Here is a 25010-nt window from a genome sequence, read left to right as displayed (position 1 = left end):
AGGTCCGGGGATGTGATGCCGATGACATTGTTGTGAAAATCGGGACTCGGCTGGTCGCCATGGCAGCGATCGGGGTGGCTTCGGTCGCCCTGGTCGGCGCCGTTGCCGCGGTGGGAACTTCTCGGCAGGATGCCGCTACCGATGATATTGCGGTCATCAGTGACGGTATGAGCCATCAGTGGAATGCCGACATGATGCACGACGGCCTGCGCGCCGATGTGATGTCCGCGATGTTCGCGACGACCGCCGAGCAGCGCAAGGCGTACGGCGTCGACGGGGTTTCCGAGAATGTCACGACGCTGGTCGAGAACTACGACCTGGCGGCCAAGGAGGCTCCCGCGTCGCTGACCGGGCGCTATGCGCAGGTGCGGCCGGACGTGGTCGCGTACGGTGAGGCTGCGAAAGCCCTGGTGGCACTCGCCGAGAGCGATCATGCGGCGGCCGTGGCGCAGCTGCCCGGTTTCCTGGTGAAGTTCAACGCGCTGGAGGAGACGCTCGGCGCGATCGACGAGTCGATGCTCGATGCGGTGAGTGCCGCCAACGGGCGGGGCAGTGCCGCGGGTGACACGAGCACGTGGCTGATTCTGATCGCCGGCTTGCTGGGCGCTGCACTGACGGCCGGTGCGGCATGGCTCACGCTGCGTGCGGTCCGGCGGCCGCTGGCCCAGATGCTGACGTCACTGCGTGCGGCGGCCCGCAAGGATCTGACCGTACGCGCCGAAGTGGTCAACAAGGACGAACTGGGCGAGATGGCCGAGGCGCTGAACGAGGCGCTGGGCGCGATCCGCACGACGGTGGCCGCGACCGCGGGCAGCGTCAGCACCCTCACCGCCGCCAGTGGTGACCTGCAGGAACTGGCAGGGCGGCTGGACACGTCGGCCGAGCAGACGTCGTCGCAGGCCCGGACGGCGGACGGCGCGGCCCGGCAGGTGTCGGACTCCGTGACCGGGATGTCGACCGCGACGGAGGAGTTGTCGGCGTCGATCCGGGAGATCGCCCGACAGACGTCGGACGCCGCGGTGACGACGAACCAGGCGAGCCAGAACGCCACGCAGACGGCGGCGCTGGTGGCCACGCTGAGCGAGGCGAGCCGGGAGATCGGCGACATCGTGCGGCTGATCACCGGCATCGCCGAGCAGACGAACCTGCTGGCCCTGAACGCGACGATCGAGGCTGCCCGCGCCGGCGAGCTGGGCAAGGGCTTCGCGGTCGTGGCGACGGAGGTCAAGGAGCTGGCGCAGGAGACCGCGAAGGCGACCGAGGACATCACTGCCAAGATCACTGCCATTCAGGACATGACCGGGCGTACGGCCGGAGCGATCGACGAGATCGCCGTGGTCATCACGTCGATCGACGACGGCCAGCGGACCATCGCCGCCGCCGTCGAGCAGCAGTCGGCCACGACCGAGCTGATGGCCCGTGACGTCAGCGACATCTCCGCCGCGGCGAACGAGATCAGCGGCACGGTCACAGGGATCACGGCGTCGAGCGGGGCGACAGCGGAGGGCGCGAACACGACCCGGCAGTCGGCCGGGCAGGTCAGCGCCGCCGCCTCCGACATTCAGCGCCTGATCGGGCAGTTCACGGTCTGACCCCGGCCTCCTACGGTCTGACCCCGGCCTTACGGTCTGACCCCGGCCTTACGGTCTGACCCCGGCCTTTACGGTCTGACCCTGGCCCGCAGGACGCAGAACTCGTTGCCCTCCGGGTCGGCGAGGACCACCCAGCCGACATCGTGCTGACCGATATCGACCGGTCGCGCACCCATGTCGACGAGCCGCTCGACCTCCGCTTCCTGATCGTCCGGGCGCAGGTCGAGGTGCAGCCTGTTCTTGACCGTCTTGGCGTCGGGAACGGGGACGAACAGCAGGCCGGGCAGCGTGTCCGGGGTGCGCCGGATCTCCACCTCGCCGGGCTCCTCGTGCACGATCACGAACCCGAGCGCCTCCGCCCACCAGCGAGCCAGCCTGGCGGGATCCTCCGCGTCGACGACGACCTGTTCCCAGCTACTCGGCATAGCGCGAACCTCCCCTGAGACGCCATCGAAAGTGGCGATCATGTTACGCGCAACCCACGGTCGCACCACCAGGGAAACAACGCACGGATCGTGCGACGCCCCATAAGGTTCCGGCCTGCCGGGAAGCGAAATATTTGACGCACAGCGGGTGCGACTCTCGATCTCTGCGTGGCCGCAGGATGGCCCATTGTGACGGAGGCAACCTCGGCTGAGGAGTGACGTGCCCGGGGTCAAGAAGTGTTTGCAGGAGGCCATGGCGATCCCCGGCGCGATCGGCGCCAGCATCGTCGACTACACCACCGGCTTCCCGGTCGCCATGACCGGAGCCGCACCCAACGAGGACCACGAGGCCGCGGCCGCCGGGACCGCGGACGTCGTACAGGCGGCGCAGAGCCGGTCGCTGTTCGTCTCGGCCGTACCGCACGACCTGCTCGAGGACCTGATCATCACGACCGCGGGGGGATACCACCTGCTGCGGCTCGTCCCGACCGACTTCGACAGCCGGCTGGTGCTCTATGTGTGGCTGGACCGGCTCCGCGGCAACCTCGCGGTGGCCCGTCGGCGCATGCAGACGCTCGCCGAGCAGCTCGTCGTCTGATCCCTGAAGCCCGCCACACGGAAAAGGAGCTCAAAGGTGACGCCCGCGAAGTCCCCCGGCCCCGCCGGCCTGCTCACGCGGGTCGCCGGCGAACGGCGGACCGGTGCCCTGGTGGTCGGTGGTACACCGGGCGGCACCGTCTATCTGGCCGAGGGTCAGGTGACCTACGCCGAGTCGGCGGCCGCCCCGGGCGTCGGCGAACTACTCACCGCGTCCGGCCGGCTGGCGGCCCGGACCTGGCAGGCCGCGCTGGACGCGGGCAGCGCCCGGGCCACGGTCGGCCGGCTGCTGCTGGACCAGGGCCATCTCACCCAGGGCGAACTCGAACTGTGCGTGCTGGGTGCCACCTACGACGCCGCGTATTTCGCTCTCGCCGCGGGCACGGCGGCCTTCCACGAGGGCGTACGCCACTGGCTCGGCGACGTGGTCAGCATCGACGCGGCAGCCCTCAACCGGGAGTCGGGGCGCCGCACCCGCCTGCTCAACGAGATCATCGCCAACCCCCGGATCGACACCGCGGCGGTCATCCCGGTCCCCCGACCGCCGCGCGAACGGATCACGCTGACCGCCGCGCAATGGGAGCTGCTGGTGCACGCCGACGGCCAGCGCACCCCGGCCGACCTGGCGCAACTGCTCGGCCGCGCCGGTTTCGCGACCATTCAGGAGCTGCGCCGGCTCGCGGCACTCGGCCTGATCGAGCAACCCAGGGCCCGTGCCACCGACAATCCCGATTTTGTACGCCTGCCACGCATGCGAGGCGCATCCGCCCCGGCCCACCGGCACGCCGCCCCGGAATCCCCCGCGGCCGGCGTCTCCATCGACCTGTCCATCGACGTCCCCCTCGACGGCGACACCACCCGCACGAGAGCGACCCCAGCCCCGGCCGCAGCACTCGCCACGGCTGCTCCGGCCTCTGCTGTTTCGACCTCCGCTGTTTCGGCGCCGGCTGTCTCAGCGCCGGCAGTGTCCACATCGGGCGATCCACCGGCGGAGCGTCCCCGGCTCGATCGGCGCAAGCCGGGCGCGAAACTCCCGAAGGAGATCGCCGCCGAGCCACCGCAGCCCCACTCCGGCACCGACGAGGTGCTGCTCAAACGCATTCGCACGGCGCTGCGGGCCCTCCGGTGACCCGCGCCCCTCCCCGCTCGTGCCGCCCGGTCCCTACCGCCCGGCCCGCGGGCGTGATCCCCATCAGGAAGGAGTCCCCGAGGATGACGGTGGACCCGGCGGTACTGAAGGAACTCGGCAACCTCCGCACGAGGCTGCCCGAGCTCTCCGGCAGTGTCCTCGCCACCGCCGACGGCATGGTGGTCGCACACGACGCCCACGGCATCGAACCCGACAGCCTCGCCGCCCTCGCCGCCGCGCACCTCGCCCTCGCCCGGCGTTTCGCCCACGCGGTCAACCACGGCGACCTGCGCGAATCGGTCGTCGAATGCGACGGCGGATACATCACGTCGTACACCGCGGGCCCGAACGCCCTGCTCACCCTCGTCACGACCCGCAACGCCAACCTGGCCATGGTCCACCTGGAAGCCCGCCGTGCCGTACGCCGGTTGGTGAAGGTCCTGGTCCTGCAGGCCCCCGCCCCGGCCCGCCCGGACATCCCGTCGCAGGCCGCACCCCTGGCCCGGCGCACCCCCATGGCCACCCTGCAAAGCACCATCCGAGGCCGTTGAGGCCGCCCACTCCCACCAGCTGAACCCACCTACGGAGGAAGTCCCATGGCTGAAATGGAAACCGCACTCAAGGAAATCATGGACATCGACGGCGCCATCGGCGTCGCCCTCGTGGACCACACCAGCGGCATGGCCCTCGGCACCGCCGGCGGAGGCAAGGAACTCGACCTGACCGTCGCGGCAGCCGGCAACACGGACGTCGTCCGCGCCAAGCTCCGCGCCATGGAGATGCTCAACATCACCGAGAAGATCGAAGACATCCTGATCACCCTCGACACCCAGTATCACCTGATCAGGCCCCTGACAAGCCGCTCGGGCAAGGGCCTCTTCCTCTACGTCGCCCTGCGCCGCGACCGCTCCAACCTGGCCATGTCCCGCCACCACCTCAAGCGCATCGAGAACGACATCGACGTCTGACCGGCGCCGCCGGGGCAGCGGGAACAGCCTGCGCTCCCCCTGCCCCGGCGCTCCAGACATGCCCATATTTTAATGGCGCACAAAGACCATCAGGCCCCGCTATCCGAAACGCGACGCAGCCGCCCGAACCGCACCCGGCTCGGGTCAGCCGCCGCTGTTCTCCATTTCGGCGCCCTCGGGGACGGTGTCGTCGTCGCGGCTGTCGAGCCAGCCGTACGGCAGGGTGACCTTGCCCGGGGCGTTGATGCGGCCGCGGGGCTGGCCGAGGGATTCGCGGGGGAAGGGGAGGTCGCCTTCGAGCTTGGCGAGCAGGTCGTCGAGCTGGGCCAGCGACGTCACCATGGCCAGGGCGCGGCGCAGTTCGCCGCCGACCGGGAAGCCCTTGAGATACCAGGCGACGTGCTTGCGGAAGTCGGCGCAGCCGTGGCGTTCGTCCCCGAGCGCGTCGACCAGCAGGTGGGCGTGGCGGGACATGATCGCGGCGACCTCGCCGAGGTTGGGCAGCTCCTGCGACTCGATTCCCAGATAGGCGGCCTGCAGGTCCTTGAACAGCCAGGGCCGGCCGAGGCAGCCACGGCCGATGACCACGCCGTCGACGCCGGTGTGCTCGACCATGCGCATCGCGTCGGCGGCTTCCCAGATGTCGCCGTTGCCGAGGACCGGGACGTCGAGGGCCTGCTTCAGGGTGGCGATCGCATCCCAGTCGGCGACACCGGAGTAACGCTGCTCGGCGGTGCGGGCGTGCAGGGCCACCGCGGCGACGCCGGCGTCCTGGGCGATCAGGCCGGCTTCGACGTACGTCAGGTGGTCGTCGTCGATGCCCTTGCGCATCTTGATGGTGACCGGGATCCCGAAGGGTGCGGCGGCCTCGACGGCCTGCTTCACGATCCGCCCGAACAGCTTGCGCCGCCAGGGCAGCGCACTGCCGCCGCCACGGCGGGTCACCTTCGCCACCGGGCAGCCGAAGTTCAGGTCGATGTGATCAGCCAGGTTGTTGTCGGCGACCATGCGTACGGCGGCGGCGGTCACGTCCGGGTCGACGCCGTACAGCTGCAGGCTGCGAAAGTCCTCGTCCGGCCCGAACTCGATCATCTTGAGCGTTTTCGGGATCCGCTCCACCAGCGCCCGGGTGGTGATCATCTCGCACACGTAGACGCCGCCGCCCTGTTCCCGGCACAGCGAACGGAAAGCGACATTGGTGATGCCGGCCATCGGCGCCAGCACCACCGGCGGCCAGGCCTCGTGCGTGCCGAGCTTCAGCGGCTTGGCGGAGAGTGCGAGAGTCACATCATCGAGCATGGCACACCGCCCTCTGGCACAGTCAAAGCGTGCAGCCCGAGCAGAGCCCCCGCCACCTGGTAGCCGTCTTCGACACCCCGGTCGCCGCGGCCCTCATCCGCTTCGGCCTCGACCTGGGCTTCCGCACCACCCTGCTCGAACCCGACCCCACCGTCCTGCAGGGCCCACCCGGCCCCCACGGCGACGCGGTCGTCGCCGACCTGCAGGCAGCCGAGATCACCGAACACACCGACATCGTCCTGACCGACCACCACCGCCCCGAGCTCGGCCGGATCCTCAAGGACTCGCTGACCACCGGCGCCCGCTGGATCGGCATCATGGGCAACCCCCACCACGAGGGCCCCCACCTAGCCGCCCTGCGAAAACTCGGTGTCCCCGACGACGAGATCGCCCGGATCCACCGCCCCATCGGCCTCAACATCGGCAGCAGGACCCCCGCCGAGATAGCCGTCTCCACCCTCGCCGGCCTCATCGCCGACCGCAACAACCGCCCCGGCGGCTTCATCTTCTGAAGGCTCACTTACCGCCGTAGTGGCCACGGCACGCCGCGATCTCCAGGTCGTCCCCGCCATCTTCACGTCGTTCTGCAGCCAGGCGTCGTAGCCGTCCCAGGCGTCAGGGGTGAAGACGACACGAAGACTCACGCCGCCCTGTCCGAGGGTGCCGGCGCTGGTTCGTCAGCACCCAGCAATGGGTGCTCCTGCAGCAGTCCCGCGTCGGCCTGGGCAATGCTCTCCAGCAGCCGGCGGGCGTTCGAGGCTGACCCGAGGACGTGCAAGGTCTCCTTCATGGAATTCCACTCGTCGAGGGAAACCATGACGACGGCCTTGCCACCGCCTCGGGGAATGACGCATTCCTCGGCATCGTCGACCACTGCGGCGAGGTTCTTCCGGACATCACTGATGGTCAGCACCTTAATCACAACCCCCTCGGCAGTACGTTCCGACGTACCACCGAGCGTACAACTTGAAGGTGCCAAGGACTCTTCCCTGCGGAGCAATTAACTTAGAAACACGCTCACATAGTACCGCGTAAAGTTGACCATTGACTACCCTGGAGAAGAAGAACGGCCCGCCTCCGAAGTGATCGGGGGCGGGCCGCGGTAACGCTGGGTCAGCAGCCGGGGAGGCGCTTGATGAGGTAGTCCTCGATCTGGTCGAGGGCGACCCGTTCCTGCTTCATGGTGTCGCGGTCGCGGACCGTGACGGCGTCGTCGGTGAGGGTGTCGAAGTCGACGGTGATGCAGAAGGGGGTGCCGATTTCGTCCTGGCGACGGTAGCGGCGGCCGATGGCCTGGGAGTCGTCGAATTCGACCATCCAGCGTTTGCGGAGGGTTTCGGCGAGGCCGCGGGCCTTCGGGGAGAGCTCCGGGTTGCGGGAGAGCGGGAGGACGGCGACCTTGACCGGGGCGAGGCGGGGGTCGAAGCGCATGACCGTGCGCTTGTCGACGCCGCCCTTGGTGTTGGGGGCCTCGTCCTCGTCGTAGGCCTCGAGGAGGAAGGCCAGGACGGCGCGGGTGAGGCCGGCGGCGGGCTCGATGACGTACGGAACCCAGCGCTCCTGTTTCTCCTGGTCGAAGAAGGAGAGGTCGACGCCGGAGTGCTTGGAGTGGGTCTTGAGGTCGAAGTCGGTGCGGTTGGCGATGCCTTCGAGCTCGGCGAACTCGGTGCCGCCGAACTGGAAGCGGTATTCGATGTCGACCGTGCGCTTCGAGTAGTGGGAGAGCTTCTCCTCGGGGTGCTCGAAGAAGCGCAGGTTCTCCTCCGAGAGGCCCAGGTCGAGATACCAGTTCCAGCGCTGCTGGAGCCAGTATTCGTGCCATTCCTCGTCGGAGCCGGGGGCGACGAAGAACTCCATCTCCATCTGCTCGAACTCGCGGGTCCGGAAGATGAAGTTGCCGGGGGTGATCTCGTTGCGGAACGACTTGCCCACCTGGGCGATGCCGAACGGTGGCTTCTTGCGGGCCGCGGTCGCCACGTTGTTGTAGTTGACGAAGATGCCCTGGGCGGTTTCCGGGCGCAGGTAGTGCAGGCCGTCGGCGCTCTCGGTGGGGCCGAGGTAGGTCTTCATCAGGCCGTTGAACATCTTCGGCTCGGTGAACGTACCTTTGTTGCCGCAGTTGGGGCAGTTGAGCTCGCTGAGGGAGGCGGGCGGCGCGCCGTGCTTGGCCTCCCAGGCCTCCTCGAGGTGGTCGGCGCGGAAGCGCTTGTGGCACGACTGGCACTCGGTCAGCGGGTCGACGAACGCGTCGATGTGACCGGAGGCCGTCCACACGTCGCGGGCCAGGATGACGGCGGAGTCGAGGCCGACGATGTCGTCGCGCTGCTGGACCATCGTCTTCCACCACTGCTGGCGGACGTTGTCCTTCAGCGCCACCCCGAGCGGACCGTAGTCCCACGCCGAACGGGTGCCTCCGTAGATCTCGCTGGAGGGGAAGACGAAGCCACGGCGCTTGGCCAGGCTGACGACGGCGTCGATACGGTCGGCGGGCATGTTCCTCCTACGCCGGCTGGTTGTCGGCGAGAACGTAGCGGGTGTGGACGAAATGAGGAGATTACTCCTCGATACTGCACACTTCGAAGCGACCGGTCGAGGTGTTTTGCTCGAGGACGGCCTCCAGCTCGGCGCGGGAACCGTTCGCGTAGCGCACCTCGACCGGAACGGTGAGGCGCACCAGGGACACGTCACCGAGGTCGTAGTCGACGATCGGCTCCTGAGCGGAGACCTGCTCGGTGAAATCCGACTCGCTCTGCGCCGAGCGGGCCGACTCGCAGAGCATGTCGTAGGCGTCGCTGTAGTTGCGGTCGCGGACGGCGTCGAGATAGTCGGCCACCACGGCGTCGGCCTGCTCGTTGAGGGCCTTGCCGCCGACCGCGCCGATCCCGATGACGGCGGCCAGCCCGACCCCGAGGACCAGCAGCACGGCACCGATGGCCAGCGCGATGCTCGTGCCGAGCCGCCGTCCGCGCCCCTCGATGGGTGGCGCCGGGAAGGGCGGCTGCACACCAGGCCCCTGAGGCGGAGGCGGAGCCGAGAAACCAGCCGGGGCCGTCATGGCGTCAAGCCTACGGGTCAGCGCCAGGGTTCGGCTGCCCGGTCGCTGGCCACCACCTCGACGGGCGAGCCCGGCGCCGCGGAGGCGAGCGTCTCGAAGGCGGACGGCTCGTCGAGCGACTCGGACAGCAGCGGGGTGGCGTTCACCTTGACGTCGAAACCGCCGAGCGCGCGCCGGTAGGCTCCGACGGATTCCCACTCGGTGACCAGCGTCCAGTAGCCGGGGTCGTCGAGCGCGCGGGTGAGCCGGCCGGAGAGGTATCCGGTGCTCGCGGCGAGGGCGGCCAGGGCGGCATGTGCCCGCCCGGCAAACGATTCCTGCGTGTCGGACGGGACGACGAAACGGTTCAGCACCAGCATGACGTGAGCCTACGCACACCGCCCGGGGAGAGCCGAAGTGAACCTGATGCGCCGACTGGCGACCGTGAACCCGACGACCGCTTTCATCATCGCGCTGGCGTTGCTGCTCGCGGGGCTGTTCCTGCCGGGCATCATCGGCGGCGCCCTGCTGTTCGTGCTGGGCGTGGCGATGGCCGCCCTCACGTTCACGACCTGGCCGGTGCAGTCCACCGCGGTCCGCACGATCCGGGTGATCATGCTGGCCCTGCTGTTCACCGCCGCTGTGACGAAGACGATCAACTGAGCGATCCATGCGCTTTTGACAATCATTACCATTATCGGTCATTGTTGATGCCATGCCGTCCCCCCGACTCCGCATCGCCGCCGCGCTCACCGCGGCCACGCTGATGCTGGCCGGGTGTGCCACCCGCTCCGACGGGTTCAGCGACGGCCGCCTCGACGTCGTGACCGCGTTCTACCCGCTGCAATACCTCGCATCGCGGATCGGCGGCGCCGAGGTGTCGGTCACCGATCTCACCAAGCCGGGCGCCGAGCCGCACGACGTCGAGCTCAATCCGCGCCAGGTCGGCCGGGTCGCCGACGCCGGCCTGGTGATCTATCTCAAGGGCTTCCAGCCCGCGGTCGACCAGGCCGTCGCGCAGGAGGCCGCCGACCGGGCCCTCGACATCAGTACGGTCGTGCAGCTGCTGCCCGCCGAGGAGCACTCCCACGAGCCGGGCGAGGACGAGCACGCCGAGGCGAACGGGAACGCCGACCCGCACGTCTGGCTCGACCCGCTCCGCTACGAGCAGATCGCCCAGGCAGTCGCCGATCGGCTCGCACAAATCGACCCACAACACGCGGATGCCTACCAAAGCCGCGCCGCAGCCACAAAAGAAGAGCTCAAGGACCTCAACACCACCTACGCTGCGGCCCTCAAGACCTGCCAGCGCCGCGAAATAGTCACCAGCCACGCCGCGTTCCACTATCTCGCTGACCGCTACGGCCTGACCGAGGTCGGCATCACCGGCATCTCCCCCGAGGCGGAGCCCTCCCCGCAGCGCCTCGCCCACGTCGCCGAGGAGGCGAGAGCCACGGGAACCAGCACGATCTTCTTCGAGACCCTGGTCAGTCCCAAGGTCGCCGAGACCATCGCCCGGGAGGTGGGTGCGAAGACGGCGGTCCTCGACCCGCTCGAAGGCGTGACCGAGGCGGGTGCGGACTACTTCACGGTCATGCGTACCAATCTGAATGCCCTGACCACAGCCCTGGGGTGCAGCTCATGAGCGTTGTAGCGGTCCGGCACGGCGCGGTCACCTATGGCGGCCGGCACGTGCTGCGGGACGTCAACTTCGAGGTCACGACCGGCCAGGTGGTGGCCATTCTGGGTGCGAACGGTTCCGGCAAGTCCACCCTGGTGCGCACGATCCTCGGCCTGGTCCCGCTGGCGGGTGGGGAGATCGATCTTTTCGGTACGCCCCGAGCCCGCTTCCGCACGTGGGCGCGCATCGGCTACGTCCCCCAGCGCATCGGAGCGGGCAGCGGAGTCCCCGCAACCGTCGGCGAGGTCGTGGCATCCGGGCGCCTGGCCCGCCGCGGCATCTTCCGGCCCGCCCGCGCGGCCGACCGCGACGCCGTCCGCGCAGCGCTGGAGGACGTCGGGCTGCTCGACCGGATCAACGACCCGGTCACCACCCTCTCCGGCGGTCAGCAGCAGCGCACCCTGATCGCCCGCGCACTGGCCGGCCGCCCCGACCTGCTGGTGCTCGACGAGCCGACGGCCGGTGTCGACGCCGCGAGCCAGGAGGCGTTCGCCGCCGTGCTGGGCCGCTTCGCCGAGCGGGGCGGCACGATCCTGCTGGTCGCGCACGAGCTCGGCCCCCTGGAACCACTCATCGACAAGGCCGTCGTCGTGCACGACGGGCGCATCGCCTACGAGGGCCGCGTCCCGGAGCCCGCCGGCCACCACGCCGCCCCCGGCCACGACCACGTCCACCCGCACGCCGAGCCCGAACGCCCCGCGATCTGCGTGGCCCCCACCGACCGAATGCCGGCAAGCTAATGCCCGTCCGACCGCCCCGCCACCGCCCTTGAGGGGACTGAAGACTTATCGACTTGTTCCAGTACGACTTCATGATCCGGGCCCTGGTCGGCGCGCTGATCATCGGGCTGACGGCGCCGGCGCTCGGCATCTATCTCGTGCAGCGCCGGCTCTCGCTGATCGGTGACGGCATCGGTCACGTGGCGCTCACCGGTGTCGGCGTCGGGCTGCTGCTCCAGCAGTCCCCGGTGCTCACGGCGGTCATCGTGTCCGTGGTCGGCGCGATCGGTGTGGAGCTGGTGCGCGAGCGTGGGCGTACCTCAGGAGACCTTGCTCTTGCCCTGCTCTTCTATGGGGGTATCGCCGGCGGTGTGGTGCTGGTCGGGCTCTCCGACAGCAACAGCGGCAACCTCGTGCAGTACCTCTTCGGCTCGCTGATCACCACGACCCGCGCGGACGTCATCGTGATCGCGATCTTGGGCGTCGCCGTGCTGGTCGCGATGCTCGCTCTGCGGCCGGCACTGTTCGCGGTCTGCAACGACGAGGAGTACGCCAAGGTTTCGGGGCTCCCCGTGCGTACCCTCAATCTGTTGCTGGCAGTGACCACAGCCGTGACCGTGACGATCGCCATGCGCACCGTCGGGTTGTTGCTCGTCAGCGCGCTGATGGTCGTGCCGGTGGCGGCCGCGCAGCAGGTCACCCGCGGTTTCCGCACGACGATGGCGGTGGCGATGCTGATCGGGGTGGTCGCCGCGGCGGCCGGCGTCACCGTCTCCGGCGAGGTCGACACGCCCCCTGGCGCGACCATCGTCATCCTGGCCATCGCCGTCTTCCTCGCGATCACGGTGGGCTCCACGGTCTGGCGGGTGCTGCGCCAGCGGATGAACCTGGACGGCAACCACCAGCACGCCGAACCCTCCGACGTCGTTCTCCAGGCAGGTGCCCGATGAGCTCCGATGTGGCCCCGGGCCAGACCACCGGCTACGAGGCGTACGAGGCAGCGGGCGAACTGCTGCGCGCCCTGTCCGCGCCGATCCGGGTGGCGATCGTCGCCGAGCTCGGCACCGGTGAACGCTGCGTCCACGAACTCGTCGAGAAACTGGGCGCACCACAGCCCCTGGTCTCGCAGCATCTGCGCGTACTACGCGGTGCCGGCGTGGTGCGGGGTGCCCGCCGAGGCCGCGAGATCGCATACTCATTGGTGGACGAACACGTAGCGCACATCGTTGCTGACGCTGTAAGCCACGCTAGGGAAGGGTCATGACCGCCTGCACCGAGCCTCGCTCGGCGTCAGTTGCGGACGGCCGTGACGGCGAGGGCCAGAAGGGCATGACAAAGGAGGCTCAGCTCTCATGACCGACGAGACGACTATCGTTCGCAATACCAAGCAGCGTGCCGCCGTCCGGGATGTCCTTGCCGACTGCGAGGGTTTCCACAGCGCCCAGGACCTGCACGCCCTCCTGCGCGACCGCGGGGAACGCGTCGGGCTCACGACCGTCTACCGCACCCTGCAGGGGCTGGCCGACGCCGGCGAGATCGACGTGATGCGCCCGCCCGGCGGCGAGCACCTCTACCGGCGCTGCAGCCGCGGTCACCACCATCACCTCGTGTGCCGCTCGTGCGGGCGCACGGTCGAGGTGGAGGGACCGGCGGTCGAGAGCTGGGCCGAGAAGATGGCGGGCCGGCACGGCTTCGTCGACATCTCGCACACCCTGGAGATCTTCGGCACCTGCACCGATTGCGCCGCGAAGCAGAAAACGGACTGAGCGATCGGGCCGCGTCCGTGGGACGCTTTCGCCCGTGAAGATGTACGCCGACCGGCTCCCCACCGCCGTCCGCCAGCTGCTCACCGACCTGCTCGTCGTGTTCTGGGTCTACGCCTGGATCCGAGCCGGCCTCTGGATCAACGACATGGTCGAGAAGCTGGGTGTCCCCGGCCAGAAACTGCAGGACGCCGGCACGGGCATCGCCGGCAACCTGAACGACATCAGCGGCAAGGTCGGCCGGGTGCCGCTGGTCGGCGACGACCTGACCTCGCCGTTCAAGAGCGCGGCCGGCGCCGCGGCCAGCATCGCCGACGCCGGGCGCCAGCAGCAGGAGATCATCGACAACCTGGCCCTCGCTTTGTCGCTGCTGATCATCGCCGTGCCGCTGGCCCTGGTGCTCTTCCTCTGGCTGCCGCTACGGCTGCGCTGGATGCGCCGCGCCGGGGTGGCCGTCAAGGTCCGCAACGAGCCGGCCGGCAAGGACCTGCTCGCCCTGCGAGCGCTGGCGAGCCGCCCGCTCAACGAGCTCACCAAGCTCGGCCCGGACATCGCCCAGTCCTGGCGCAACGGCGACGCCGCCGCGGTCGACGCCCTCGCCGCCCTGGAGCTCAGGGACCTGGGTCTCAAACCGGCTCGTTGAGCGCTTCCTCGTCCTCTTCCTCGGCGTCCTCGTCCATCCAGTTCTTGCGGGTGAACGGGATCGCGGCCCAGAACGTGAGGAACCACGCGGCGGTGATCCCGGTGAAGATCACGGCGGCCCAGATGTTCAGCAGGTAGTCGGTGATCAGGAAGACGCTGCTGACCATCGAGACGAGCATGAACGCCAGGCCGCCGGTCGCCATCCGGTGCGCGTAGCGGACCAGTTCCGGTTTGCGGCCCTGGCGGAACAGTGCCCGGTGGAACGCCACCGGCGAGATGATCATCGCGGTGGCGAAGGCCGCGGCGATCAGCGCGACGACGTACGTGTCCTTCTGCAGCTCCGTGGTGTTGGGGAACCCGCTGCTGAACGGCAGGGTGAGCAGGAACGCGAAGAGGATCTGCACGCCGGTCTGTGCCACCCGGAGCTCTTGCAACAGGTCCGCGAAATTGCGGTCCCAGCGCTGTTTCTCCGACTCGTGCTTCATCCGGCGCTTCTCGGCGGCCATCAGGTCGTCTCCTTAGCGTCACTTTGTGGCGCGTGAAGTGCCCCGGCCCAGGCAGCGTCAAACGCCGATGCGCGCCAGGGCGACCTCGGCGAGCGCCTTCGGGGCCTCCTCCGGCACCCAGTGCCCGATGCCGCGCAACGCGACGAAGCGGTAGTCCGCCGACACCCAGGTCGCGGTGGACAGGGCGGCCGGGCGGCCCACGACCGGGTCACCGTCACTCCACACGTACGTGGTCGGCACGGTGATCGAGCCCACGCCGGCGAGGTGGCGGCCGGAGAGCGCGCGGTACCAGTTCAGCGCCCCGGTCAGCCGGCCCGGTTCGGCCATGGCGCGGGCGTACATCGCGGCGCGCGGCCCGATCGGGCGCATCAACCGCCGCAACACCGCGCCGTCACGGGCCAGGAGGATCCGTTCGGCCACCGGGGACTGGAAGATCTTCATGTACGCGAACCGCGCCCGCTGCGACGGCTGGTTCCGCAACGCCACGGCGAGCCCACGCGGATGCGGCACCGAGACGGCGGTGAGGGTGTGCAGCCGCTCCGGATGCGCGGCGGCCAGCACCCAGGACACCTGCGCACCCCAGTCGTGCCCGATGACGTGCGCCTTCTCGATGCCGAGCGCGTCGAGCACGGCCACGGCGTCATCGGCTGCCATGGTGATCGCGTAGTCGGCGACGTCGGCGGGTCGCGCGCCGGGTGAGTAGCCGCGCTGGTCCAGGGCGTACGTGCGCAGCCCCGCCTCGTGCAACCGCGGCAGAATCAGGTCGAATTCGCGGTGATCCTGCGGAAACCCGTGCAGAAGGAGCACCGGGACGCCGTCCTCGGGCCCCGCCACGTGCACGTCGAACGTGAACCCGCCGGCCTTGATCTCCATGTGACCCCTCCAACGCTGTCCCGCACCACCCCACGGTGTTAGCGTCATCGAAACACAAGCAGCAGTGAGGTTTGTTCGCGACGGTGGAGATCAAGTGCGCACATCGCGCACCATCGGTCTCAAGGCAGGTCGCGAACGAACCTCATCCGACAGGGGAGCGCACAGCGCTGAGAGTGCGGGCACCAACCCGCAGACCCTCGAACCTGATCTGGGTAATGCCAGCGCAGGGAGCTCGGTCTTTTCTCCAGCCGCGCCGTGTCCGGGTAACCCCGGCGACGGCGTGCGTCTCCTCCCACCACCCCTGGGAGGGAACATGAACACCGGAAACACCAAGTACCGGTGGCGCACGATCGACATCGTGATCGCCTCCGTGATCGCCGTCGCGTTCGGCGTCATCTTCTGGGCCTGGAACATCGTGTGGGGCGCCACCGAGGGCGCGTTCGCGTTCTTCCCGCCGGCCCAGACGCTGCTCTACGGCATCTGGCTGATGCCCGCCGTGCTCGCCGGACTCATCATCCGCAAGCCGGGCGCGTCGCTCTACACCGAGACGGTCGCGGCGCTCATCTCGGCTCTGCTCGGTGCGCAGTGGGGAGCCATGGTCATCCCGCAGGGCCTCGTGCAGGGGCTCGGGGCGGAGCTGGCGTTCGCGCTCCTCGCGTACCGGTCATGGAAGCTGCCGGCGGCGCTGCTGGCCGGAGCCCTGACGGGTCTGAGTGCGGCCCTTTTCGACTTCTTCGCATGGAACGCGTCCTACGCCCTGTGGGACTACCGCATCCCGTACGCCCTGCTCACCGTCGTGAGCAGCACGATCATCGCGGGCCTGGGCAGCTGGGCGCTGACCCGTGCCCTCGCGCCGACCGGGGTGCTGGACCGCTTCGCCGCGGGCCGGGACCGGGCGCTGGTCTGACCGTGAGTGAGGTCGTGCTGCGCGGGTTCGGCTGGCGTCACGCCGGTCGCCGCAACTGGGCCGTGCGCGGCGTCGACCTGCACATCCGCTCCGGCGAACGGGTGCTCCTGCTCGGGCCTTCGGGTTCGGGCAAGAGCACCCTGCTCGCGGCGCTGGCGGGGCTGCTCCCGGAGGACTCCGGCGAGTCCGAGGGCACGGTCACCGTCGGCGGCCGCCCCGGCATCCTCTTCCAGGATCCGCAGACCCAGCTCGTGATGGCCCGCAGCGGCGACGACGTGGCGTTCGGCCTGGAGAACACGGGCGTACGCGCAGCCGACATCTGGCCCCGGGTCAGTGACGCGCTCGACCGGGTCGGTTTCGCGTACCCGATCACCCGCCAGACCCACGCTCTCTCCGGCGGCGAGCAGCAGCGCCTGGCCCTGGCCGGCATCCTGGCCCTGCGCCCCGGCCTGCTCCTGCTCGACGAGCCGACCGCCAACCTCGACCCGCCCGGCGCCGAGCTGGTCCGCGAGGCGATCGCCAAGGCCCTCGACCCGGACACCACGCTGATCATCGTCGAGCACCGGGTCGCGGAGGCACTCCCCCTGGTCGACCGCGCGGTGGTGCTCGAACCCGGCGGTGGCGTCATCGCAGACGGCGCCCCCGAGGTCATCTTCGCCGGCCACGGCCCCGCCCTGGCTGAGCAGGGCGTCTGGGTGCCGGGTTACCCCCTGCCCCGGTTCCAGGCCGTTTCCACTCCGGCAGATCATTTGGTACGCGCGAAGCACGTCACCGTGCGCGACCGTCTCCCCCCGATCTCACTCGCGGTCAGCAGCGGCGAAGTACTCGCGGTCACCGGCCCGAACGGCGCCGGCAAGTCGACAATGGCCCTCGTCATGGGTGGCCTGCTCGCCCCGGCCTCCGGCCGCGTGACAGCCTTCGACGACCCGAAGCCCCCGCACCGCTGGCGCGCCCGGCTGCTCGCCGAGCGCATCGGCTCGGTCTTTCAATCCCCGGAACACCAGTTCGTCACGTCCCGCGTCCACGACGAACTCGCCCTCGGCCCCCGCCGCCAGGGCCGCTCCCCCGCCGAGGTCACCCGCATCGCCGACGACCTGCTGTCCCGCCTGCGCCTGACCTCCCTCGCCGGCGCCAACCCGCACACCCTCTCCGGCGGCGAGGCCCGCCGCCTCAGCGTTGCCACAGCCCTGGCCACCGCCCCGCGCCTGCTCGTCCTCGACGAACCCACGTTCGGCCAGGACCGCAGCACCTGGATCGAACTCGTCACCCTCCTCGCCACCCTCCGCGACGAAGGCCACGGCATCCTCGCGGTAACCCACGACGACGCCTTCGTCACGTCCCTGGCCGACCGCGTCCACGACCTGACCCCGGCCGAGCCGCTCCCCCGCCGCAACACCTCCCGCTTCGGACCCTCCACATGAGCACCGGCGTTCTGGCCCGCCGCAATCCGGTGGCAAAACTCGGCGCGGCCCTGCTGTTCTCCCTGCCACTGGTGGCCACCCTGGACCCGGTCACCCCGGCACTCGCCCTGCTCATCGAGCTGCTCGCCCTGCCGTTCTTCGGCCTGCGCTACGCGGTGGTGGCCCGCCGGGCCTGGCCCCTCGCCCTGGCCGCCGCCGGCATCCTCGTGACGATGACGCTGTTCGCGGCAGACCGCAGTGGCTCGGTGCTGGCGTCACCCGGCCCCTTCGTCATCACCACCGGCGTCCTCAGGGACGCCCTCGGCCTGGTCCTTCGCGTCTTCGCCGTAGCCCTCCCCGGCATCATCGTCTTCGCCACCACCGACCCCACCGACCTCGCCGACGCGCTGGTCCAGAACGCCAAGGCACCGGCCCGCTTCGCCATCGGAGCCCTGGCCGCCTTCCGGATGATCCCGCTGCTCACCTCGGAATGGCAGATGCTGTCTCTCGCCCGGCGAGCCCGCGGCATCGACGCCGGCCGCAACCCCCTGGCCAAGCTCCACCTCTTCGGCTCCACGGCATTCGCACTGCTCGTCGGGGCACTGCGCCGGGGCGGCCGACTGGCCACCGCGATGGACGCCCGCGGCTTCGATTCCGGCCTCCCCAGAACCTTCGCAAGAATCCAAAAATTCAGCCCAGCCGATGTCGCGCTCCTAGTAGTCACTGCGCTAGCATCAGGAGCAGCCCTCACAATCAGCATCCTGACGGGCTTCTTCAACCCCATCATCGGCTGAAAGGATTCTAGAATTGGCACCAGACGCGAGCCTGGAGGACGCCATGACGAGAACTTCCATCGATATCGATGACGTAGCACTCGCCGAGGCAGCCGCCTTCTATGGCACCAAAACCAAAAAAGACACCGTCAATGCGGCCCTCCGCGACGTCGCCGTGCGACTGAAGCGAATGGAAGCCGTGGAGGCCTGGGCCAGGATGGGCGCGGCCGGCGACTTCGACGCGCTGCTCGTCAAAGAGAACTATCGCCCATGAGCGCCCGCCGTTATCTCGGCGACACCAGCGCACTCAGCCGATTCTCCGCCAATGACAAGATTCGCGCCGCCTGGGCAGGTCATCTCGCCGACGGCTTGATCGGCGTCTGTCCGATCACAGAACTGGAGATCTTCTTCAGCGCCCAGTCCACCTCACATCGCGACTCCATGGAAAACACCCTCGAGAGCTACTGCCCGTGGGTCACGGTGCCGGAGCAGGTGTTCCGGAGAGCTCGCGAGGTCCAGAATTCCATGTTCCAACGAGGAACACATCGCTCCGCCGGTCCGGTCGATCTGCTGGTCGCGGCCACAGCGGAGTTGCAGGGCCTGACGATGCTGCACTACGACAGAGACTTCGTGAAGATCGCCGAAGTAACCGGCCAAGAAGTCCAGTGGCTCGCAGAGCCGGGCAGCATCGACTGAGTACACGTCGACGCTGATCCACCAATCCGATCTTGCCAGCCCGGGCGCACCATCGATGCTCGGGCTGGCGCCCACATCGGCCTTGTAAAACCTCATCGGCGACTGGGCGGGCTCCCCATTGGGGCCAGACGTAACGCCGGAGGCTCTCCACGACATCGCGAGGCGCAACCGGATACAGAAAGCCTTGAACGGCTTGCCGAGCGGACCAAGGCCGGGCAGTTCGACGAACTGATGAAGAGGCGCGACCAAGACTGGCAAGACCGCTGAGCGCCGGGCGTCCCAACCTGACAACCTTCGGGTTGTTCGTTTCAGGGGGTGCGGGGCGGGGCACGTCAAGGGCAGGACATTGACGGAGAACGCGAGGAGGTCTTCCCCATGGCAGGCAACGAGCACGACGTCAACCGGAGTGCCAAGACCGGCAAGTTCGTCAAGGAGAGCACCGCGGAGCGGTCTCCCAAGACGACCACGACCGAGCACGTCGGCGGCGAGAAGAGCCGGGACGAGCAGGAGGTCAATCGCAGTACGAGCACGGGGCGGTTCGTTAAGGAGACGACGGCCGAGTTGCATCCTGCGACGACCGAGACTCAGCACATCTGATTGTCGGCGACGTTGCTGCCCTCCACGGAAATGGCGTGGGGGGCGGTTTTCGTTTTCCGGTGAAAGCCTGCTGGGAATTTAGGCGTGGTCGGCGCAGCAGGGGGTGGGGTTGCGGGTTTCGAATGGGACCAGCAGGCCGCCCACGGCGGGCATCACCGTGAGGATCAGGCCGCCGTTTTGCCATTGTGGACGAATGAAGTCGCCGGTTCGGATGAGTTGATCGCCGATGATTGCGGCGCCGCCGAGGATTTCGATGGCGTTGATTGCGCTGAGTGACAGGATGTCGGCTGCCGAGAGGTCGCCGGTGAGGGTGGACGAGCCGGGGAAGATGACTGCCCGGGCTCCCTCGGACGGCGTTTCGGTTACCGCTACGTGCGGGCGCGGTGTGCGTACCAGTGTGGTGAAGGCTTGAAGCGGGAGTGGCTGCAGGGTGGTCAGCCAATGGTCGGCTTCGGCCGTGTTGTTGAAGACCGGGGTGGCCCCGGCGGCCGGGAAGCCGCCGGGGGCCCGATGAGCGGTGGTCACTTGGGCAGGACCCAGATCGGGTTGGTGTAGAACCACAGGTCCGCCCACGGGTCGGCGTCGCCGATCACGTCGAGCTGGGGGCCGGACGGGTCGACCGCGGCACCCATGAGGCCGGGCTGGGTGCGGTTGCCGTCCGTGCCGCGCAGGCGCAGGTAGAACGGCTGGTCGAGACGGCCGAGGCTGTACGTGACCGTGAACTTCTTGGTGCCGGGAGTGACCTCGAAGGACTTGACGACCTTCGTGTCGGGGGCCTTGAACGTGTCCTTGTCCGCGACCGGGCCGGTGACCGAGCCGGTGATGACGTCGACGCGCTTGAGGACCGGGATGAAGTGAGCCCAGTTCGGGAGGTCCTGGAGGTCGATCTCCAGGGTCAGCTCGGTGGACGTGCCCCGCTTGACCTGCAGGACACCGCCGAGGGGCGTGCCCGTGGCGGCGCGGCGGTCACCCACGACGCGGACCCGGGCGTCGAGGTTCTTGATGAGGCGGCCGTGGTCGACCCAGACGCGGCCGGCGCGCAGGCCGTCCATGACCGCCTTGTACGAGAACGACGTCGCGCCCACGTTCGTGCGGCCGTAGTAGCCGGGCCAGAAGTCGCCGGCCGTCGTGTTGAGGGCGCCGCCGCCGTACACGGGGTCGTTGTAGCGGCCGTTGAGCTCGAAGTCACTGCCGGGGCCGCGGACGGACTGGTCGAGATAGTTGACGTGGCTGTCCGAGTTGACGGTGATCCACCAGGCGCGGCCCTCGGCGAGCAGGCTGTCCCAGAGGCCGCCGACCGTGGCGGTCATCCAGTCGAAGCCGCCCCACGTGCGGTAGCTCTCCAGCGGGTAACCCGCGTACGACGCTGCCGACGGGTTGTTGTCGTAGTAGCCGCGGGCGCCGCCGCGACCGTTCGGGGCCTTGATGCCGGCGGCCTGGTGACCGGGGGCGCCCTCGAAGCCGATGGCGACGGTCGGGTCGGCGTCACGCCAGTTGCGGATCTCGTGCGGCGAGTCGATGCCGCGGCGGGCCGGGTGGTTGGCGAGGAAGAGTGCGCCCTCGACCTTACGGTGGCGGACCTGCTGGCCGAGGAACTTGATGCCGGCGATCGCCGCGGCTTCGTTCTGCGCGTCGGTGTTCGTGACGGGCAGCTGCGAACCGTCGTACGTCTGCTCGAACTGCTTGAGGACCGCGACCTCGTTCTTGCCGGGGTGCACGAACACGGTCGCGTGCTCGGCGGCCGGGATGTTCCACTCGAGACCCTGGAACGTCAGCAGGTCCTTGAGCTCCGCGCGGGTCGCGAGGATGTCCGGGTTCACCTTGTCCACGCCGATCTTGGCGTGCGCGTTGCTGCCGTGGTCGGTGATGACCAGCCAGTTCAGCCCGTACGCGCGGCCGTTCTTGGCCTGGTCGACGGCGCGGTACTGACCGTCGGAGCTGTACTGCGTGTGGATGTGGTGGTCACCGGCGAGCCACGTGAACCCGCCCTTCTCCGTGCCACCGCCGGCCGGGCCGTGCGAGTGCTCCCCGGCCGCGGCGGCTTCCGCTCCCGACGGGACGGCCAGGACCGAGGCGGCCGCACCGGCGCCGAGGAGGCCGGCGCCGCGCAGGAACCCGCGACGGGACACATCGGAGGGAGAGAGCTCGCTGTCGGGAATGCTCAGATCGAGCGCGGGCGCGACATCCGCGGCGCCGCTCTCCAGCAAGTGATCGTGATCGTGATGGTGGTGGCCGTGACCCATGTCCGAGGTCTCCCGTTGATCGACGAGGATGACGGCGTCAATGTCTCGGGCCGCTGTCAACGCAAGGTGTCGGCGTGGTGGACGCGGAGCGAACACAATTGATTGTTCCCGTCAAGAAGCGACGCCCTGAAGAGGTAACCTGCGCCACTCCCAGGTGGGCATACCCGGGTCGGCCGTAACGGCGCGTTACCGTTGACCGGACTCTGGCTTACATTTTCGACCCCGATCCACGGGCCAAACAGGACATAAATCGTGTGTCCGCCCCAAATCGCTGCGCGGGTACCACAACCGCTGGTGACGGGCGCACAAAATTGCGACATAGGATCAACGGAGCCTCGCGCCGGGGCCTTGTTCGATACGAAGTTCGACGCGACGTTCGACGCGGAGGGAATGGTGAGCACAGTGAGCACAGTCACCGACCGGGGGACCGCTGCGATGAATGACCGCCCGACGCGGGTGTGGAATGGCGTCACCATTCCAGAGCCGGGCATCTATATTCTCGACGAAGCGCACAAGCGAATTGGTTTCCAGGCGCAGCACATGATGGTGAGCGCGGTCCGCGGTGAATTCGCCCGCGGCGGCGCCACGATCACCATCGGCGACGACCCGGCCCAGTCCTCGGTCACCGCACACATCGAGACCGCGAGCGTCACCACGCACAACCCCGACCGTGACGTGCATCTGCAGAGCGCCGACTTCCTCGACGTGGAGAATTTCCCCACGATCGCCTACGCGAGCACCGGCCTGGCCTGGCGCGAGAACAACGACGCGATCTTCGACTGGGCCCGGCTGCGCAACAACCCGCTCACCCGCCGCGGCGCGGTCACCGACGTGCCCGAGCCGTCCCGCTCCCCGGGACGCTTCGTGCTCAGCGGCGACCTCTCCGTCAAGGACGTGCACCGCCCGGTCGACCTGACCGTCGAGTTCGGCGGGGCCCGGCGCGACCCGTACGGTCAGGACATCTTCGGTTTCAGCGCGACCACCGAGATCGACCGGGAAGACTTCGGGCTGGTCTGGAACGTCGCCCTGGAGGCCGGCGGCTGGCTCGTCGGCAAACGGATCCGCATCGAGATCGCCGGCGAGGCCATCCTCCAGCAGCCCGGCTGATCTCGGGCTGCACTGCCGGCCCGAGCCACTCTGCCGGCCCGAGCCACTCTGCCAGCCCGAGCCTTACCGGCAGCTCGAGCCTCAGCGGCTGATCTTGCCCGGGGCTCGCTTCCTCCGGCCGTGGGGGATGATCTAGCCTCTCGCAATGCCCGAAGGCGCCGACACCACGGTCGAGGAGGCGCACGGCGAGTTGTCACTCGCCCGCGTCGCCCTCGCGGAGGATGACCTCCAGCACGCCGCATCCCACCTGGCCGGCGCCCTCGCCTACGCCCCCGGCCTGCCCGAGGTGCACGAACTGCTCGCGGTCCTGGCCACCCGCGCCCACGGCCCCGAGCTCTTCCCGATCGAAGAACCCATCTTCATCGGTACGGTCGTCGCGCACGCGCACCTGCTGGCCCCCACCGACCCCGCCCGCGCCCTCACCATGCTCGCGCAGGCAACCGCCGCCGACCCGGAGAAACCCTGGGCCGACGTCAGCTGGGTCCGCGCCCTCGACCTCGCAAGCCTGGAACCCCAGGTCATCGCCCAGATCTTCACCACCGTCATGCGCCCCCTCGGCGACCCCGCCGCCCCCGGCATCCGCGCCGCCAACGAGGTCTATCTCGATCTGGCGCGGCGAGCGGTGACAGCCCACCCCGACGCCGCCATGATCCACGCCACCGCGGCAGGACTGGGCCGCCGGCTAGGTGCGACCGCCCAGGCCGTTTCCTGGGGAGAGCACGCGGTGCGCCTCGAGCCCAGCAAACTGACGCTCGTCTGGTACGCGTACGCCCTCAGAGCCGACGGCCGCACCGAAGCGGGCATCGCCGTCCTCCGCGACGCATACCGCCGATACCCCACCGAACTGGACCTCTGCGCCGACCTCTCGAACTGGCTCGCAGCACAGGGCCACTTCGACGAGGCCCAATCCCTGCTCGAGGAGGCCGTCCGGCTCGACCCCTCCGACGACTGCGTGGTCCACACCCTGCACCGCCTGCGCTACGACCGCGACGGCGAGGCCCGCCACCTGATCGACCTCGCCGACTACACCCGCGACCACCCACCCGCCGGTCACGAGCACCACGAACTCGAACACTGCTGCCAGGGCCGCAACTGGCTGGGCATGCCCGCCCCGGCCACCGAGGCGTGCATCAACGCGCTCATCCAGGCACCCAGCGGCCTGACCCGGCTCAGCCTCTCAGCCCTGGAGGTCCCGAGCGCCCTCGGCGTCGTCCGGCGAGCGTTCCCCGGCGCCGACGTGTCGATCGCGGGGCCCCCGCCCGCCGACATGGTCGACCCCTTGCGAGCAGGTCGCGCACTGTGGGCGTACGAAGAAACGATCGCCACCCCGGCCGTGCAACCACCGCCACCGGCCGCCAATGATCTGGTCCGCCAGGTCGTCACCCCCGGCTGGCCACACCCGATCGCGGCCTACGACCAGGCCCTGCCCCTCGGCCAACTCCCCATCACCGACCTCCTCGCCCTGCTGGTCTACCCCCCGGCCCCACCACCCGAGCTCGCCGAACTCCCGCCCGGCTGGTGGGAACGCTGCGTCCAGGTCTACGTCTGCCTCGGCATCCTGCACTCCGCCGAACTCGGCCGCGACCACCCCACGGACACCACAGCCCACCGCCGCCTGCTCACCGAGCTCGCTTTCGGCATCGAGGACTGGATCACCGAGGCCGCCCTTTTCGCCCTCATCGTGGCAGCCTGGTCGGACCCCTCCTGCCGCATCGAGGTACGCGAAACCGTCGGCACCCGCTTCGTCCGAGCCGTCGAGGCCTCCCAGGAACGCGTCGTCACCATCCTCGACTCGCTGGCCACACTCGCCCTGATCACCCCGGAGATGATCCCGGCAGTGACATCTCTGGCATCCGACATCCTGGCCGCGCCCGCTGCCGCTCCCGAGGCTTCCTCTTCCTCTTCCTCTTCGAATAAGAAGCGTTCCTGGCTGAGGCTGTTCCGGCGGGGTAAGGACTGAACGTGCCTGGCCTGTGACCATGGCTTCGTTACCGGGCTATTCCGCTTGGGCTGATTGCCGGTCGGCGCTGGCTGGCGGCCTGGCATTAAGAGCCAGGCA

The 25010-nt window shown here is 69.1% G+C and carries 31 protein-coding genes and 1 riboswitch; of the genes, 21 read left to right on the top strand and 10 right to left on the bottom strand.

The features are described 5' to 3' along the window. Positions 1–32: 32 nt before the first annotated feature. A complete protein-coding gene (locus Aco04nite_RS20095; RefSeq protein ID WP_244876136.1) occupies positions 33–1592 on the top strand; it encodes a methyl-accepting chemotaxis protein in 1560 nt (519 codons plus the stop codon). Between the two features lie 68 nt (positions 1593–1660). Here Aco04nite_RS20095 and Aco04nite_RS20090 read toward each other — a convergent pair whose 3' ends face one another. Continuing rightward, positions 1661–2017 (bottom strand): VOC family protein, encoded by a 357-nt coding sequence (locus Aco04nite_RS20090; protein WP_212998770.1) that lies wholly within the window; start codon positions 2015–2017, stop codon positions 1661–1663. A 220-nt stretch (positions 2018–2237) separates the two neighbouring features. Between Aco04nite_RS20090 and Aco04nite_RS20085 the strand changes: the two genes are divergently transcribed. The 4 genes from Aco04nite_RS20085 (at position 2238) to Aco04nite_RS20070 (ending at position 4711) form a co-directional block, all read left to right on the top strand. Further along, entirely contained in the window at positions 2238–2615 is a 378-nt protein-coding gene (locus tag Aco04nite_RS20085; protein WP_203841344.1) for a roadblock/LC7 domain-containing protein, read from the top strand. Between the two features lie 36 nt (positions 2616–2651). Next, entirely contained in the window at positions 2652–3743 is a 1092-nt protein-coding gene (locus Aco04nite_RS20080) for a DUF4388 domain-containing protein (protein ID WP_212998769.1), read from the top strand. A gap of 83 nt (positions 3744–3826) precedes the next feature. Beyond that, a complete protein-coding gene (locus Aco04nite_RS49660; RefSeq protein ID WP_212998768.1) occupies positions 3827–4294 on the top strand; it encodes a roadblock/LC7 domain-containing protein in 468 nt (155 codons plus the stop codon). 45 nt (positions 4295–4339) lie between these two features. After that, positions 4340–4711, top strand: a complete 372-nt coding sequence (locus Aco04nite_RS20070; RefSeq protein WP_203841347.1) for a hypothetical protein — start codon at positions 4340–4342, stop codon at positions 4709–4711. Between the two features lie 144 nt (positions 4712–4855). Here Aco04nite_RS20070 and dusB read toward each other — a convergent pair whose 3' ends face one another. After that, complete coding sequence (gene dusB / locus Aco04nite_RS20065; RefSeq protein ID WP_212998767.1) at positions 4856–6010, bottom strand: tRNA dihydrouridine synthase DusB; 1155 nt, start codon at positions 6008–6010, stop codon at positions 4856–4858. Between the two features lie 29 nt (positions 6011–6039). On the opposite strand from dusB, the gene Aco04nite_RS20060 reads away from it, so the two are divergent. Next, a complete protein-coding gene (locus Aco04nite_RS20060) occupies positions 6040–6522 on the top strand; it encodes an XdhC family protein (protein ID WP_212998766.1) in 483 nt (160 codons plus the stop codon). Between the two features lie 128 nt (positions 6523–6650). Here the strand turns inward: Aco04nite_RS20060 and Aco04nite_RS20055 are convergent, their stop codons facing one another. From Aco04nite_RS20055 to Aco04nite_RS20040, 4 genes are all read right to left on the bottom strand, one after another. Then, a complete protein-coding gene (locus tag Aco04nite_RS20055) occupies positions 6651–6923 on the bottom strand; it encodes a type II toxin-antitoxin system Phd/YefM family antitoxin (RefSeq protein ID WP_212998765.1) in 273 nt (90 codons plus the stop codon). A 200-nt stretch (positions 6924–7123) separates the two neighbouring features. After that, positions 7124–8503 (bottom strand): glycine--tRNA ligase, encoded by a 1380-nt coding sequence (locus tag Aco04nite_RS20050; protein WP_212998764.1) that lies wholly within the window; start codon positions 8501–8503, stop codon positions 7124–7126. Between the two features lie 61 nt (positions 8504–8564). Then, positions 8565–9014, bottom strand: a complete 450-nt coding sequence (locus Aco04nite_RS20045) for an Rv0361 family membrane protein (protein WP_244876135.1) — start codon at positions 9012–9014, stop codon at positions 8565–8567. Between the two features lie 68 nt (positions 9015–9082). Continuing rightward, complete coding sequence (locus tag Aco04nite_RS20040) at positions 9083–9424, bottom strand: antibiotic biosynthesis monooxygenase family protein (RefSeq protein ID WP_203841354.1); 342 nt, start codon at positions 9422–9424, stop codon at positions 9083–9085. Positions 9425–9470: 46 nt separating this feature from the next. Between Aco04nite_RS20040 and Aco04nite_RS20035 the strand changes: the two genes are divergently transcribed. From Aco04nite_RS20035 to Aco04nite_RS20005, 7 genes are all read left to right on the top strand, one after another. Beyond that, entirely contained in the window at positions 9471–9707 is a 237-nt protein-coding gene (locus Aco04nite_RS20035; RefSeq protein WP_212998762.1) for a DUF6703 family protein, read from the top strand. Positions 9708–9759: 52 nt separating this feature from the next. Continuing rightward, complete coding sequence (locus tag Aco04nite_RS20030; RefSeq protein WP_212998761.1) at positions 9760–10689, top strand: metal ABC transporter substrate-binding protein; 930 nt, start codon at positions 9760–9762, stop codon at positions 10687–10689. Then, positions 10686–11465: a metal ABC transporter ATP-binding protein gene (locus Aco04nite_RS20025; RefSeq protein ID WP_212998760.1), complete on the top strand. Its 780-nt coding sequence runs from the start codon at positions 10686–10688 to the stop codon at positions 11463–11465. The genes Aco04nite_RS20030 and Aco04nite_RS20025 overlap by 4 nt, the downstream gene beginning before the upstream one ends. 47 nt (positions 11466–11512) lie before the next feature. Then, positions 11513–12394: a metal ABC transporter permease gene (locus Aco04nite_RS20020; protein WP_212998788.1), complete on the top strand. Its 882-nt coding sequence runs from the start codon at positions 11513–11515 to the stop codon at positions 12392–12394. Continuing rightward, complete coding sequence (locus tag Aco04nite_RS20015; protein WP_203841359.1) at positions 12391–12708, top strand: ArsR/SmtB family transcription factor; 318 nt, start codon at positions 12391–12393, stop codon at positions 12706–12708. The genes Aco04nite_RS20020 and Aco04nite_RS20015 overlap by 4 nt, the downstream gene beginning before the upstream one ends. Positions 12709–12796: 88 nt before the next feature. Then, a complete protein-coding gene (locus Aco04nite_RS20010) occupies positions 12797–13210 on the top strand; it encodes a Fur family transcriptional regulator (protein WP_212998759.1) in 414 nt (137 codons plus the stop codon). 40 nt (positions 13211–13250) lie between these two features. Beyond that, the gene (locus Aco04nite_RS20005; protein WP_244876140.1) at positions 13251–13850 is read left to right on the top strand and encodes a hypothetical protein; all 600 of its coding nucleotides are present in this window, start codon (positions 13251–13253) and stop codon (positions 13848–13850) included. Here Aco04nite_RS20005 and Aco04nite_RS20000 read toward each other — a convergent pair. Together Aco04nite_RS20000 and Aco04nite_RS19995 are read right to left on the bottom strand one after the other, a co-directional pair. Continuing rightward, positions 13834–14355 (bottom strand): DUF6328 family protein, encoded by a 522-nt coding sequence (locus tag Aco04nite_RS20000; RefSeq protein WP_244876134.1) that lies wholly within the window; start codon positions 14353–14355, stop codon positions 13834–13836. The two genes, Aco04nite_RS20005 and Aco04nite_RS20000, sit on opposite strands and share 17 nt — an antisense overlap. 57 nt (positions 14356–14412) lie before the next feature. After that, entirely contained in the window at positions 14413–15228 is an 816-nt protein-coding gene (locus tag Aco04nite_RS19995; RefSeq protein WP_212998757.1) for an alpha/beta fold hydrolase, read from the bottom strand. A 141-nt stretch (positions 15229–15369) separates the two neighbouring features. Beyond that, positions 15370–15476: riboswitch (TPP riboswitch) on the top strand. Between the two features lie 65 nt (positions 15477–15541). On the opposite strand from Aco04nite_RS19995, the gene Aco04nite_RS19990 reads away from it, so the two are divergent. The 6 genes from Aco04nite_RS19990 (at position 15542) to Aco04nite_RS19965 (ending at position 19601) form a co-directional block, all read left to right on the top strand. Continuing rightward, positions 15542–16135 (top strand): ECF transporter S component, encoded by a 594-nt coding sequence (locus Aco04nite_RS19990; protein WP_212998756.1) that lies wholly within the window; start codon positions 15542–15544, stop codon positions 16133–16135. A gap of 2 nt (positions 16136–16137) precedes the next feature. Further along, positions 16138–17556 (top strand): ABC transporter ATP-binding protein, encoded by a 1419-nt coding sequence (locus tag Aco04nite_RS19985; RefSeq protein WP_212998755.1) that lies wholly within the window; start codon positions 16138–16140, stop codon positions 17554–17556. Beyond that, positions 17553–18329: an energy-coupling factor transporter transmembrane component T family protein gene (locus Aco04nite_RS19980; RefSeq protein ID WP_212998754.1), complete on the top strand. Its 777-nt coding sequence runs from the start codon at positions 17553–17555 to the stop codon at positions 18327–18329. The genes Aco04nite_RS19985 and Aco04nite_RS19980 overlap by 4 nt, the downstream gene beginning before the upstream one ends. A 43-nt stretch (positions 18330–18372) precedes the next feature. Beyond that, complete coding sequence (locus tag Aco04nite_RS19975) at positions 18373–18582, top strand: type II toxin-antitoxin system VapB family antitoxin (RefSeq protein ID WP_212998753.1); 210 nt, start codon at positions 18373–18375, stop codon at positions 18580–18582. Next, complete coding sequence (locus tag Aco04nite_RS19970) at positions 18579–19004, top strand: PIN domain nuclease (protein WP_212998752.1); 426 nt, start codon at positions 18579–18581, stop codon at positions 19002–19004. Before Aco04nite_RS19975 ends, Aco04nite_RS19970 begins: the two co-directional genes overlap by 4 nt. A gap of 375 nt (positions 19005–19379) precedes the next feature. After that, positions 19380–19601: a hypothetical protein gene (locus Aco04nite_RS19965; protein ID WP_203841368.1), complete on the top strand. Its 222-nt coding sequence runs from the start codon at positions 19380–19382 to the stop codon at positions 19599–19601. Positions 19602–19679: 78 nt separating this feature from the next. Here the strand turns inward: Aco04nite_RS19965 and Aco04nite_RS19960 are convergent, their stop codons facing one another. Then, positions 19680–20126 (bottom strand): hypothetical protein, encoded by a 447-nt coding sequence (locus Aco04nite_RS19960; protein WP_212998751.1) that lies wholly within the window; start codon positions 20124–20126, stop codon positions 19680–19682. Further along, entirely contained in the window at positions 20123–21844 is a 1722-nt protein-coding gene (locus Aco04nite_RS19955) for a twin-arginine translocation signal domain-containing protein (RefSeq protein WP_212998750.1), read from the bottom strand. The genes Aco04nite_RS19960 and Aco04nite_RS19955 overlap by 4 nt, the downstream gene beginning before the upstream one ends. A gap of 435 nt (positions 21845–22279) precedes the next feature. Here Aco04nite_RS19955 and Aco04nite_RS19950 point away from each other — a divergent pair, with 435 nt between their 5' ends. Further along, positions 22280–22951 (top strand): YceI family protein, encoded by a 672-nt coding sequence (locus Aco04nite_RS19950; protein WP_212998786.1) that lies wholly within the window; start codon positions 22280–22282, stop codon positions 22949–22951. A gap of 145 nt (positions 22952–23096) precedes the next feature. After that, positions 23097–24911 carry a tetratricopeptide repeat protein gene (locus tag Aco04nite_RS19945; RefSeq protein WP_212998749.1) on the top strand — a complete coding sequence of 605 codons (1815 nt, stop codon included), beginning with the start codon at positions 23097–23099 and terminating at the stop codon, positions 24909–24911. The last annotated feature ends 99 nt before the right edge of the window (positions 24912–25010 follow it).

The organism is Winogradskya consettensis, assembly GCF_018332715.1.
Classification (GTDB): Bacteria; Actinomycetota; Actinomycetes; order Mycobacteriales; family Micromonosporaceae; genus Actinoplanes; species Actinoplanes consettensis.
This window is presented reverse-complemented; position numbering and strand designations above follow the sequence as displayed.